Genomic DNA, 11,515 nt, shown 5'->3' with positions numbered 1-11,515 from the left:
AGCCGAACGGATAGTCGTCTCAGGAGAATTAAACGGCGGGACCATGTGACACGGTGATGGAATCGATTCTATCTGAGCCGTACAAAGGCAGCATGCTCGGATTTACCTGGCGTTCATAGATGGTCTTCACACGGATTGACCATAGGATCGTCAGAAGGTCTCGCAACAATCTCGACCGAGGGCCCGCGCAAGAAAGGCAGAGACCACCGCACGAAAATAGGGCAGAGGAGAACCAGAGACAGAAGCGCCTCCCGTCCGGTCCTGGTCGCGTCAGCGACCCGTGCCCGGCGGCCTCAGCTGCCGAGGCCGGAGAGCTCCTCGAACTCCTCGTCGGTCAGCTCGATCACCGCGCCCTGCAAGTTGTCCTCGAGGTGGTCGACGCTCGACGTGCCCGGGATCGGGAGCATGACGGGGGAGCGCTTCAGCAGCCAGGCGAGTGCGAGCTGTGCCGGTGTCGCACCCTTGCGCTCGGCGATCTCGGTCAGCGGCGAGTCGTCGCCGGTCAGGCCACCGGTCGCGAGCGGGAACCACGGGATGAAGCCGATGCCCTGCTCCTCGGACCAGTCGAGGAGTTCCTCGGCGTCGCGCTTCTGCAGGTTGTAGAGGTTCTGGACCGTGACGATCGTGGCGTGCTCCTGCGCGGCCTTCACGTCGTCGACGGACACCTCGGACAGGCCGATGTGGCGGATCTTGCCCTCGTCCTGGAGCTTCTTCAGCTCGCCGATCTGGTCCTCGAGCGGGACCTTCGGGTCGATGCGGTGCAGCTGGAAGAGGTCGATGCGCTCGAGACCGAGGCGGCGGAGGCTCATCTCGGCCTCCTGGCGGAGGTACTCCGGGCGGCCGACCGGCGGCCACTCGTTCGGACCCGTGCGGGTCAGGCCGGCCTTCGTGGCGATGACGATGTCGTCGCCGTACGGGTGCAGGGCCTCGCGGAGCAGTTCCTCGGCGACGTATGGGCCGTAGGAGTCCGCGGTGTCGAAGAAGTCGACGCCGAGCTCGACCGCGCGCTTGAGGACGCGGATCGCCTCGTCGTGGTCCTTCGGCGGTCCCCAGACGCCGGGACCGGTGAGCTGCATCGTGCCGTAACCGAGGCGGTGGACCTCGAGGTCGCCACCGATGCGGAAGGTGCCGGAGGACGCGGCGGGACGGGTGGTGTCGGTACCAGTGGTCATGGCCGCCGTTCTACGCCGCGGACGTGACGCGTCGCTGAGCGGGTGTCCCCCGCCCGCGGTGTCAGTCGGACCTCGGCTTCCGCGGGTACGGCGTCTCGCCACGTGCGAGCCCGCCGACGAGCTTCGCGATCCGGTTCGCCCGGGCGGTCGGACTCGGTGCGGTGGTCACCCGGTGCAGCACGGCGTAGCGGTTCGTCGCGTCGAGGTCGGCGAACAGCGCGGCGGCGGCCGGTGCGACGTCGAGCGCTGCCCGGAGGTCGTCCGGCACCGTCGCGGTCGCGGCACCGGCGTAGGCGCGGTCCCACCGGCCGTCGCCCTTCGCCCGGTCGATCTCCGCCTGTCCCCGTGCCCGCATCCGGCCCGCGGCGACGAGGCCCGCGACGAGGCCGATGTTCCGCTGGGACCACAGCGAGGCACGGCGTCGGGGCGTGAAGCGCTGTCGGAACGTCGTCGCGTCGCGCCCCCGCTTCTGCCCGTCGATCCAGCCGGAGCAGAGCGCTTCGTCGAGTGCCTGGTCGTAGGTCAGGGACGTCGGCTCGGTGGTGCCCTTCTTCGCGAGGACCAGCCACACGCCGTCGGGGTCGCCCTCGTGTGCGTCGAGCCAGGTCCGCCACGCTGCGGCGTCGGGCAGGACGAGGTCCTCGGTGTCCATGCGGCGATCGTAGGCCCGGGCACCGACCGGCGGTGGTGTCGACGGACCCGGGACAGGGTGTCCTCAGACCCAGTGCGGCTGCGACAGGAGTCCGTCCGGGTCGGCCTGCTCGGCGATCCGGTGCAGGCGGGACGTGTTCACGCCGAAGTAGTCGGACGGGTCGGTGATCGCCGCGTCGCAGTAGTTCGCGTACGCGGCGCTCCCCCACGCCGGCGACATCGCCTCCCGGAAGGCCCGGACGTAGGCGTCGAAGGGCGCCGGGTCGGAACCGTCCGCGAACACCGCCGTGTACTGCACCGTCATGAGCGCCGAGCGCCACGGGAACGCGGAGTCCGTCCGACCGACCCGGGCGACCGCACCGCCGAGGGCGTCGAGCGAGACACCGCCCTCGAGGTTGCCGGACACGTCCCCCGCTGCCTCGGCGTGCTGCACGAGGACGTCGATCTGCGCATCCGTGAGCTTCGTCGTCCCGATCGACGACGTCGCCGCCTCCGACACCCGCTGGGGCTTCCCGGCCAGTGTCGACATGGCGGTGCCGTACGACATCTGCTCGGCGGTGTGGCGGGTCGGCCGTGCACCGGTCGCCGCGACGAACCCGTCGACCGAGGCGTCGGCGCCGGTCTTCGAGCCGGTCCACACCCCCGTCACGGTGATCGACGGCGTGGTGTGCCGCGATCCGTTCAGGAGCTTGAGCGTCGACCAGAGCTCGTCGTCGGCCGTCGGCGCCCAGTCCTGCCACGCCCGGACGACGACAGCCGCGGCCGACCACGGGAACGCGAGTTCGAAGAGCAGGACGCCGGGTGCCGCCCGGGTGCGGAAGGTCATCGAGGTCACGACGCCGACCGTGCCGCCACCGCCGCGGCAGGCCCAGAACAGGTCGGGTTCGGTGGTCGCGGAGACGTCGTGCGCTGTGCCGTCCGGGGTGATGACCCGCACGCCGCTCAGCTGGTCGCAGGTCAGGCCGAACGACCGCGCGAGCACCCCGACTCCGCCGCCGAGCGTCAGGCCGCCGACCCCGACCGTCGGGCAGGACCCTGCTCCGATCGCCCGCCCCTGCGCGGCGAGGGTCGCGTAGACGTTCGCCAGACGGGCACCGGGCCCGATCGTCGCCGTGCCGTCGGCGTGCACCTCGATGCCGTCGAGGTCCTGCGTGCTGATCACGAGGGACCGCGGCACGTCGGTCCCCGGGGCGCCGCCGGCGGACCACCCCGTGTAGGAGTGCCCGCCCGCGCGGAGGGCGACGGGGGTGCGGGTGTTCCGGGCGAAGGCGAGTCCGGCCTGCACGTCGGCGTCGCTCGTGGCCCGGAGGATCCCGCGGGGGTCGGCATCGTCCCACCGGGGGTTCTCGAGCACCCGGGCGCTGTCCCACCCCTGGGACCCCGGACGCAGGAGCCGTCCCGACACCGCCGCGGCGAGGGCCTGCCACGATGCCGGGCCGCGGGGCGTCGGACTCGCGGTCGGCCCCGCGCTCGCGGTCGCGCCGTTCCCGGTCGGACTGCCGGTCGGGCTCCCGCTCGGCTTCGGCGTCCCGCCCGTGCAGGCCGCCAAGAGGCCCGCGAGCCCGAGGCCGACACCACCCCCGAGCAGCGCGCGCCGACTCGTCCGCGCGGGCACCCGTCCGGACCGGAGTTCCGGACGCTCCGCTCCCCCGTCAGTCGTCATCGGTCCTGTCTACGCCGTTCCGGTGCCGTGTCGGACCCGTCGTCATCGTGCGGTGCTGCTGATCCGCACAGCGTCCGCCCACACGCGCACCCAGTCCGGCACGGTGAGGTCCCGCGGCGGCGCACCCGTCAGCGCGAGGAGCTCGGCCGGGGTCACGTGCCCGCCGTCCCGGTGCAGGAACCGCGCCTGGACGACCGCGCGGGCGATCACCGCGTCGCGCCGGACGAACGTCTGCTCCATGTAGACCGACCGCTCGTCCATCGCGAGGACCCGGGTGCGCAGGACGAACCGCTGCCCGAGCGTCAACGACCGCTTGTAGGTGATCGTCTGCGCCGCCACGACGGCGTACCAGCCGCGGTCGGTCGCCGCCTGCCAGAACCCGGAGCGCGTCAGGAGGTCGTACCGACCGAGGTCGAGCAGCGACAGGTACTTGCCGTTGTTCACGTGCCGCAGCGGGTCGAGGTCGGTGAGCGCGACCCGGAACGGTGTCCGTGCCTCGTCCCAGAGCGACGTCCCGCGCCCGGTGCGTCGCCGGGCCGTCCGGGTGCGCAGGGTGAGCAGGAGCAGCCGGAAGTACAGGTTCACGGACCGATCCCACCAGCTGCGGGTCGAACGGTGCGACCGCGTTGGAGGAACCGCACCACGGCATTCCCACCTGGGCGGGTCCCGACAGTGCCTCCCTCCAAACGACCACGGGCGAGTAGACCGGGAGCATGCAGACACGCAAGCTCGCAGACCTCGAGGTCGGATCGCTCGGCCTCGGCACCATGGGCATGAGCGCCTTCTACTCGGGCGCCGGCTCGGACGACGACGAGTCGATCCGCACGATCCACCGGGCGATCGACCTCGGCGTCACCCTGTTCGACACCGCCGAGGCGTACGGCCCGTACACGAACGAGGAACTCCTCCGCCGCGCCCTCGCCGACCGCCGGGACGACGTCGTCATCGCGACGAAGTTCGGCCTGTACCGCCACGAGGCCGGCGAGGCGACGCCGACCCAGGAGCGCGGCATCAGCTCGGCGCCGGAGTCCGTCCGCGAGGCACTCGAGGGCTCGCTCCGCCGGCTCGGCACCGACCACATCGACCTCTACTACCAGCACCGCGTCGACCCGGCCGTCCCGATCGAGGACGTCGTCGGGCAGCTCGCCGGGTTCGTCGAGGAGGGCAAGATCCGCCACATCGGGCTCTCCGAGGCGTCCGCGGCGACGATCCGCAAGGCCCACGCCGTGCACCCGATCACCGCGCTCCAGAGCGAGTACTCGCTGTGGACCCGCGACCCCGAAGGCGAGGTCCTCGACACCCTCCGCGAGCTCGGCATCGGCCTCGTGCCGTACTCGCCGCTCGGCCGCGGCTTCCTGACCGGTGCGATCACGAAGCCCTCCGACCTGGACGACGACGACTTCCGCCGCGCCAACCCGCGGTTCGCCGAGGAGGCCTTCGCGCAGAACATGCGGATCGTCGACTCCGTCAAGGAGATCGCGGACGAGGTCGGCGGCACCCCGGCGCAGGTCGCGCTCGCGTGGCTCCTGGCGCAGGGCGACGACATCGTCCCGATCCCGGGCACGAAGCGCGTCTCGCGCCTCGAGGAGAACGTCGGTGCGACCTCGCTGACGCTGTCGGCCGACCAGCTCGACCGCCTCTCGTCGCTCCCCGTCCCGACCGGCGACCGGTACCCGGACATGTCCTCGATCGGTCGCTGACGCGCGTCGCCGACCACGGTCATCGGACTGGAGGCACGGTGCGGGCCCGCACCGTGCCTCCCGTCCGTCCGGTGGGAGCGCCAGGCCTAGACCTCCGCGGCGAACGACGCGGCGCGGAGCTGCAGGTCCTCGATCCGCTGGAGTCGTGCGGCCTCGACGTCGTACCCCTCGTAGGCGGGCGGTGGCAGCTTCCGGACGTTCCGCGAGCACTGGAAGTCCTGGCAGACGAGCGTGCCGACGGTGTTCCCGTTCCGGCCCGCCTTCCCGGACCGCTTGGCGCTGTAGAACACGACGTCGTTCGGCAGCTTGACGTCCTGGCACCACGAGCACTGCGCGCGGTTCCGGGGCGACGCCTCGGCCTGCCGGAACAGGATCCCGACGAACTCACCGTCGAGGGTGGGCACGACGGCGTAGGCGCGGCGCCCGATCTTCGGGTCGCGCCAGCCGAGGAAGTCGAGTGCGTCCCACTCGAGGGTCTCGAAGCCGTCGGGCAGGGTGATGTCGCTGGTCTCCTTGCGGGAGGCGTTGACGAAGGACGTGCGGAGGGTCTTCTCGCTGATGGGCAGCATGGTGTGTCGCTCTCGACGGGGGCCCGGGGCACGCGGACGCGCGCCGCACCGGGCGGAGGTGGTCAGGGGTCGGTGACGGCGGCCGCACCGCACGGTGCGACCGGGGGCGTCACGCCCTGATGCCGGCGCTCTGCGCGCCGACCACCTCCTGGAAGCTCACCGTCCCAGCCTACGACGACGTGTCAAGCCGGGCGTGTCGCGCGGAGCAGCACGAGCGAGCCGTCGTACGACGGTCGCACCCGGAGCGATCCGTGGCGCCGGTCCCACTCCCCTGACTCGAGCGCCTCGCGCAGCGCCGAGACCGATCGCCGTGCGGTCATCTCGTCGACGAGGCCCCACGCCGGGTCGGCCTGCCGGACCGCGGGGTCGAGGAGGCGCTCCGGCCGCGCGTAGTACGCCTCGGAGAAGCCGTCGACGCACGTGAACGGGATCGGCACGCGGATCGTCTCGACCGCTCCGCCGATGGGCGCTCCGCCGATGGGCGCTCTGCCGACGGCCGCTCCGCCGAGGGCCTCGGCGACGCGGTCGACCGAGGGGTGGCGCCGGGCCTCGGCGGCGACGACCTCGGGTGCGTACTCGGCGAGCCAGGAGTCCTGCAGGCGTCCGGGGTCGCGGGTGAGGACGACCACCGGTCCCCGGGCGACCCGCCGCAGCTCGGCCAGCCCGCGGTCGAGGTCGGGGAGGTCTGGCAGCGTGAAGGTCGTCAGTGCGGCGTCGAAGGACACGTCGGGGAACGGCAGGTGTCCGGCGGTCGGGTCGGCCGTCGTCACCTCGCGGTCGGTGGGGGCGTAGGACACCGGTCCGACGCCGAGGTCGAGCACGGTGCGGGCGTCCCCGAGGGCCGTCGCCACGGCGCGGGCGAAGGAGGGCTCGACTCGGCGGTACGACACGGTCCCAGCCTACGGACGGCCGGCTCCGTGGCGGCCTCGGCGCGGACGTCGATGTCGGGCGACGTGTCCGTCGTCGTGCGACAGCGGCGGCGTCGTCCGGGAACGGCAGCGGCGCGCCCACCACCCCCCCCGGCTACACCGCGGCGGACCGCTCCGAGCGCTCGGTCGCCGCCCAGGTGCCCAGCAGCGCCAGGTTCCGCTCCGACTCGCTCGCGGGCTCGGTGCCGTAGCTGAACATCGTCAGCCCCGGGTCGGCCACGAGGTCGAGCGCCTCGTACGTCAGGTCGAGCGTGCCGACGACGGGGTGGTGGATGCGCTTCCGACCGGTGCGGTGCGACCGGACGTCGTGCGCCGCCCACCACGTGCGGAACTCCTCGCTCCGCGTCGAGAGCTCCCCCACGAGCGTCACGAGTCCCGGCTCGCACGGGTTCGCCACGGCGGCGGCGCGCAGGACCGCGACGGCCTCGCGGGCGGTCTGGGCCCAGTCCGGGTAGAACTCCCGCGCCGCGGGGTCGAGGAACGTGAACCGCGCGGTGTTCACCGGACGTCCGGGCCCGGCGAACATCGGCGAGTAGAGCGCCCGCCCGAGCTCGTTCGTCGCGACGACGTCGCCGCGTTCGTTCCGCACCCAGGCCGGCGCGCCGGTGATCGCGTCGAGGAGCTGCTGGACGCCGGGTCGGACACGCGTCGGGACGTTCCGGTGCATCGTCTTGACGCCGGCGTTCGCCAGCCGGGCGAGGTCCCACAGGTGCGTGCGCTCGTCGTCGTCGAGCCGGAGTGCCGCGGCGAGGCCGTCGAGCACGCTGTCGGAGACCCCCTTGAGGGTGCCCCGCTCGAGCCGCGTGTAGTAGTCGACGCTCACGCCGGCGAGCATCGCGACCTCGTGCCGACGGAGCCCGGGGACCCGACGCACGCCCCCGCCGAACGAGGGCATGCCGACCTGGTCCGGGGTCAGTCGGGCCCGTCGTGAGGACAGGAAGTCCTGGATCTCCTTGCGCACGTCGATACCCATGGGGCCAGGCTACGTGGCGATGCCGGTACCGGGACAGGTACCGGCAGTGCCTGCTCGGGTGCCGGGCGGGCTCGGACGGACGGGAGGCCCGTGGCGGCGCCGCCACGGGCCTCCGGGCCGCTGCCGGTCGCGCCTAGTGCGCGCGCTCCCGCGCGGCGATGCGCACCCGCGCCACGCGGTGCCCGTCCATCTCGGTGACCTCGATCGCCCAGTCGTCGAGTTCGACGACGTCGCCGACCTCCGGGACACGGTCGAGGTGCACCTGCACGAGCCCGCCGACGGTCTCGTAGTCGCCGTCCGGCAGTACCGGGCCGCCGTCGGCCGCGAGGTCCTCGAGCACGAGCGACCCGTCGACCCCGTCCGTGCCGGCGGTGTTGGGCGCGTCGTACTCGTCGCGGATGCGCCCGACGAGGTCCTCGAGCAGCGCCTCGAGCGTCACCATCCCCGCGCTGCCGCCGTACTCGTCCACGACGAGGGCGATCTGGTGGCCCTCGGTGCGCATCTGGGCGATCGCCGCGGACAGCGACTTCGTCTCGGGCATCGCGAGGACCGGACGGACCAGGCTCGACACCGGGGCGTCGGGGGCCGATGGACGGAGCAGGTCGCGGAGGTGGACGAAGCCCGTCACGTCGTCGCGCGAGCCCGAGGTCACGAGGTACCGGGTGTGTCCGGCGTCGATCGCGTGCGCCGTCGCCTGCTCGACCGTCAGCCCGGCGTCCATCGTCGACACGTCGTACCAGGGCCGAATCGACTCGCGGAGGGTGCGGTCGCCGGCGTCGAGCGCGCTCCTGGCGATCTGCCGCCCCTGCGCGTCGATGGCGTCGTGCTCGGCGACGAGGTCACGGAGCTCCTCGGTGCTCATCGACTCGCTGCGGGCGTCCGGATCGCCGCCGAGCAGCCGGACGATCGCGTTCGTGGTGCTCGAGAGGACCCAGATGACCGGTCGCATCAGCGTCGCGAACCGGTCGAGCGGCGGGGCGACCAGCATCGCGAAGCCCTCGGCGCGCTGCAGGGCGAGTCGCTTCGGCACGAGTTCGCCGAACACGAGGGACAGGTACGCGATCACGAGGGTGAGCAGCACGAGCGCGATCGCCTCGGCGGCACCGCGGTCGAGTCCGAGCCCTTGCAGGAGCGGGGCGATGTCCGGGGCGATCGACGACGCACCGTAGGCGGCCGAGAAGAACCCGGCGACGGTCACGCCGATCTGGACGGCGGAGAGGAAGCGGTTCGGGTCGCGGCTCAGCCGGGCGACCCGCTCACCGCGGGGTCCGCGCCGCTCGAGTTGCTGCAGCTGGGACTCGCGGAGCGAGACGAGGGCGATCTCGGCAGCGGCGAACACACCGCCGACGAGCACGAAGAGGATGACGAGCCCGAAGGCGATCCAGGTGTCGGCGCCCATCAGCGGGTGGTCCGCTCAGGTCGGGGCGGAACCGGTCGCGTTCGGGCGCTGGGCCTGTGACAGTCGTCCATGGCTGTGAGCCTGCACAGGTGTTCTGGGAGGCCACCCCGTGGTGCCTGCGGGGGCGCTGTGGATCGGCTGCCTAGGCGGTGATCGGGCGACCGAGCCGGGCTTCGAGCCAGGCCTCGGGGTCGATCGGCGTCACGCCGTCGAGCAGTACCTCGAGGTGCAGGTGTGCGCCCGTGGAGACGCCCGAGTTGCCGACCTGACCGATGAACTCGCCCGCCTCGACGGTGTCGCCGACCTGCAGCGGTGTCGATCCCGGGATCATGTGGCCGTACAGCGTGGCGACCTTGCGACCGTCGATCACGTGGTCGATCACCACCGCGGTGCCGTAGCTGAAGTACGGGCCGGCGACGCGGACCGTGCCCGCGGCGATGGCGCCGATGGGGGTGCCGAGCCCGGGCGTGAAGTCGAGGCCCTCGTGCAGGGACGAGCAGGCGCCGCACGGAGCCGCCCGGTACCCGAAGCCGGAGCTCATCTGCACCGGACCCGGGAAGGGCGAACGGATCGCGCCCCCGAACGAGACCGAGCCGCTCGCGGTGGCCTGCTCCTTCGTCGTCGATCCGCCACCGATCGTGAAGCCGTCGCGCGCGGGGTCGGCGAGGGCGGCGACCTGGGTGACGGAGTAGTCCTGCCCGCTCACGTCCGGGGCCAGCGTCGTGACGGGGCCGGTCCCGCCGGACGTCGCGTGGGCGGGCGTCGCGGAGGCCGCGAAGAGGACGAAGGCCGCGAGGGCGCTGGTCATCGTGACGCGGCTGGCGCGGTTGGCGGCCCGGAGGGGGTTCACGCGCTCGCGGAGCGGGGTGCGGGCGGCACGGACCGGGCGGGCGGCACGGACCGGGCGGGCTGCGCGGACCGGACGAGGAACGCGCGCCGCGATCGTCGTCGCCGAGGCCGCGATGCCTGCAGTGTCACGGTCGGTCCGGCGAGGTTGCTTGCGGGCCGCAGCGCGCTCGGCCTCGAGGGCTGCGCGGCGCGACAGGTGCACGACCGGGGTCTCCGGGTGCTGGTCTGGGTGCGGTGCAGTCGTCATGGCCGCCCACCATTCTGCACGACTCTGTTCGTTTGTACAGACCCCAGTGTGATCATTTCGTTACCGGATGCACCGCGACGGCACGGGCTCCCGTCTCGGTCGGTACTGTCCGAGGAGAGCGACCGGAAGGACCCGACCCATGGCCCGAACGCCGCGCGAACGCCACGAGCCGATCGACCTGCGCTCCGCCGAGGTCGTGCTCGCCGGCACGCAGGAACTGCTGCCCGTGCTGCGCGCCGCGGCGGTCCGTGCCGGTGTGGACGCCATGCGGATGCGCGTGGTCGGGGTCGACGACCTCCCGGACCCGACCGAGACCGGCGACGCCGAACTGGCCGTCATCGCGATCCGCCGCCCCGGTGACGACCCCGCGTTCCACCGGGCGCACGAAGCGGCCGAGCTGATCGACCCCCTCATGGCGCCGCACGCGGTCCGGATCGTCGTCACGGTGTCGGGTGTGACCCGACTCGCACCGAAGATCGAGCGGACGCTGACCTCCGAGGTGCTGCACCAGATCGGCGCCGCGGCGGCCCCGACCGGGCGGAACCGACCCTTCCGCAACCTGCGCATGCGGCTCGGGCTCGCAGCGCTGAAGACCGCGGGCGTCCGCGTCTTCCGCATCACGATCGGGCACTGAGGGCGCTCCGGCCGCCCGTGCGTCACTCCCGGTCGGACGGCGTGCTGTGGACGGCGGACGCGTCCACCCGGTGCTGTGCCGGAGCGGCGTGCGCGACGGCCGCGACGCTCCCGACCGCGAGCACGAGGGCGAGGGCACCCGCGGCGCAGGCGGTCCCCATCCGACGCAGGCGCGACCGGGCCCCGCGCTGGCGGGGTGCGAACCGGGCGAGCCCCCGCGCCGGCTCCGGGCCGACGAGCCACGGACCCGATCCGTCGACGTCGTACGAGAAGGGCCCGGAGCCGTCGGGGGCGTAGCGGTACGGCCCGCTGCCGTCCACCGCGTAGGCGGAGCGGAGGTCCTCGGCGGTCCACCCGAAGTCCTCGGGGGTCTGTCGTCGTGTCGTCATGGCCTGCTCCTCCCACCGCGGCCTGGGGAGCCGCGGGAGACCAGTCCACGCGTGCCGTCCATGAGACGGCGGTGTGCCTCCAGAGCGTCCCAGGTGCGTTCGCTGGGAGGTGACCCGACAAGGTGTCTTGACGTCGAGACATCTCGCGCCAGCGAGTAGCGTGGGGCCTACCGACGGCATGAACAAGGGAGGGACTCCGCCCGGCACTGGCGCGCGCCGTGGCCGGGGACGGCGCCGCGGCAGCCGTCGGTGTCGCGAACGTCGTCTTCCTCGCGCGGGACGCGGACTACTGGGCGGCGTCATCGGCGAGCTCGCCCTTCCAGCACTTCTGGTCCCTGAGT

General features: G+C 72.8%; 12 protein-coding genes. 2 read left to right on the top strand and 10 right to left on the bottom strand.

The features are described from left to right. Positions 1-293 precede the first annotated feature (293 nt). The 4 genes from I59_RS10370 to I59_RS10355 all read right to left on the bottom strand — a co-directional run bounded on the left by I59_RS10370 (position 294) and on the right by I59_RS10355 (position 4,071). Positions 294-1,172 carry an aldo/keto reductase gene (locus tag I59_RS10370; RefSeq protein ID WP_022903811.1) on the bottom strand — a complete coding sequence of 293 codons (879 nt, stop codon included), beginning with the start codon at positions 1,170-1,172 and terminating at the stop codon, positions 294-296. Positions 1,173-1,233: 61 nt separating this feature from the next. Next, on the bottom strand, positions 1,234-1,824 hold the full coding sequence (locus I59_RS10365) for a YdeI family protein (protein WP_022903810.1): 591 nt from the start codon (positions 1,822-1,824) through the stop codon (positions 1,234-1,236). Positions 1,825-1,887: 63 nt separating this feature from the next. Then, positions 1,888-3,486 (bottom strand): FAD-binding oxidoreductase, encoded by a 1,599-nt coding sequence (locus I59_RS10360; RefSeq protein WP_022903809.1) that lies wholly within the window; start codon positions 3,484-3,486, stop codon positions 1,888-1,890. A gap of 42 nt (positions 3,487-3,528) precedes the next feature. Continuing rightward, positions 3,529-4,071 (bottom strand): thioesterase family protein, encoded by a 543-nt coding sequence (locus I59_RS10355; protein ID WP_022903808.1) that lies wholly within the window; start codon positions 4,069-4,071, stop codon positions 3,529-3,531. Between the two features lie 128 nt (positions 4,072-4,199). Here I59_RS10355 and I59_RS10350 point away from each other — a divergent pair, with 128 nt between their 5' ends. Beyond that, complete coding sequence (locus I59_RS10350; RefSeq protein ID WP_022903807.1) at positions 4,200-5,186, top strand: aldo/keto reductase; 987 nt, start codon at positions 4,200-4,202, stop codon at positions 5,184-5,186. A gap of 86 nt (positions 5,187-5,272) precedes the next feature. Here the strand turns inward: I59_RS10350 and I59_RS10345 are convergent, their stop codons facing one another. The 5 genes from I59_RS10345 to I59_RS10325 form a co-directional block, all read right to left on the bottom strand. Then, positions 5,273-5,755, bottom strand: a complete 483-nt coding sequence (locus I59_RS10345; protein ID WP_022903806.1) for an FBP domain-containing protein — start codon at positions 5,753-5,755, stop codon at positions 5,273-5,275. A 182-nt stretch (positions 5,756-5,937) separates the two neighbouring features. Continuing rightward, positions 5,938-6,645 (bottom strand): class I SAM-dependent methyltransferase, encoded by a 708-nt coding sequence (locus I59_RS10340; RefSeq protein WP_022903805.1) that lies wholly within the window; start codon positions 6,643-6,645, stop codon positions 5,938-5,940. A 133-nt stretch (positions 6,646-6,778) separates the two neighbouring features. Beyond that, positions 6,779-7,657 (bottom strand): helix-turn-helix transcriptional regulator, encoded by an 879-nt coding sequence (locus I59_RS10335; RefSeq protein ID WP_022903804.1) that lies wholly within the window; start codon positions 7,655-7,657, stop codon positions 6,779-6,781. Between the two features lie 133 nt (positions 7,658-7,790). After that, positions 7,791-9,056, bottom strand: coding sequence for a hemolysin family protein (locus I59_RS10330; RefSeq protein ID WP_022903803.1), 1,266 nt, complete (start codon positions 9,054-9,056; stop codon positions 7,791-7,793). Between the two features lie 142 nt (positions 9,057-9,198). Continuing rightward, entirely contained in the window at positions 9,199-10,152 is a 954-nt protein-coding gene (locus I59_RS10325; RefSeq protein ID WP_022903802.1) for a M23 family metallopeptidase, read from the bottom strand. Between the two features lie 139 nt (positions 10,153-10,291). Between I59_RS10325 and I59_RS10320 the strand changes: the two genes are divergently transcribed. After that, the gene (locus tag I59_RS10320) at positions 10,292-10,786 is read left to right on the top strand and encodes a hypothetical protein (RefSeq protein WP_022903801.1); all 495 of its coding nucleotides are present in this window, start codon (positions 10,292-10,294) and stop codon (positions 10,784-10,786) included. A gap of 22 nt (positions 10,787-10,808) precedes the next feature. On the opposite strand, the gene I59_RS10315 is transcribed toward I59_RS10320, so the two are convergent. Next, complete coding sequence (locus I59_RS10315) at positions 10,809-11,174, bottom strand: hypothetical protein (protein WP_022903800.1); 366 nt, start codon at positions 11,172-11,174, stop codon at positions 10,809-10,811. Between the last annotated feature and the right edge of the window lie 341 nt (positions 11,175-11,515).

It is taken from the genome of Curtobacterium sp. B8, assembly GCF_000333315.1.
GTDB classification, from domain to species: domain Bacteria; phylum Actinomycetota; class Actinomycetes; order Actinomycetales; family Microbacteriaceae; genus Curtobacterium; species Curtobacterium luteum.
This window is presented reverse-complemented; position numbering and strand designations above follow the sequence as displayed.

Coding starts and splice junctions, on each gene's coding strand:
- I59_RS10370 (WP_022903811.1), bottom strand. CDS start 1,172: ATGACCACTGGTACCGACACCACCCGTCCCGCCGCGTCCTCCGGCACC.
- I59_RS10365 (WP_022903810.1), bottom strand. CDS start 1,824: ATGGACACCGAGGACCTCGTCCTGCCCGACGCCGCAGCGTGGCGGACC.
- I59_RS10360 (WP_022903809.1), bottom strand. CDS start 3,486: ATGACGACTGACGGGGGAGCGGAGCGTCCGGAACTCCGGTCCGGACGG.
- I59_RS10350 (WP_022903807.1), top strand. CDS start 4,200: ATGCAGACACGCAAGCTCGCAGACCTCGAGGTCGGATCGCTCGGCCTC.
- I59_RS10345 (WP_022903806.1), bottom strand. CDS start 5,755: ATGCTGCCCATCAGCGAGAAGACCCTCCGCACGTCCTTCGTCAACGCC.
- I59_RS10335 (WP_022903804.1), bottom strand. CDS start 7,657: ATGGGTATCGACGTGCGCAAGGAGATCCAGGACTTCCTGTCCTCACGA.
- I59_RS10330 (WP_022903803.1), bottom strand. CDS start 9,056: ATGGGCGCCGACACCTGGATCGCCTTCGGGCTCGTCATCCTCTTCGTG.
- I59_RS10325 (WP_022903802.1), bottom strand. CDS start 10,152: ATGACGACTGCACCGCACCCAGACCAGCACCCGGAGACCCCGGTCGTG.
- I59_RS10320 (WP_022903801.1), top strand. CDS start 10,292: ATGGCCCGAACGCCGCGCGAACGCCACGAGCCGATCGACCTGCGCTCC.
- I59_RS10315 (WP_022903800.1), bottom strand. CDS start 11,174: ATGACGACACGACGACAGACCCCCGAGGACTTCGGGTGGACCGCCGAG.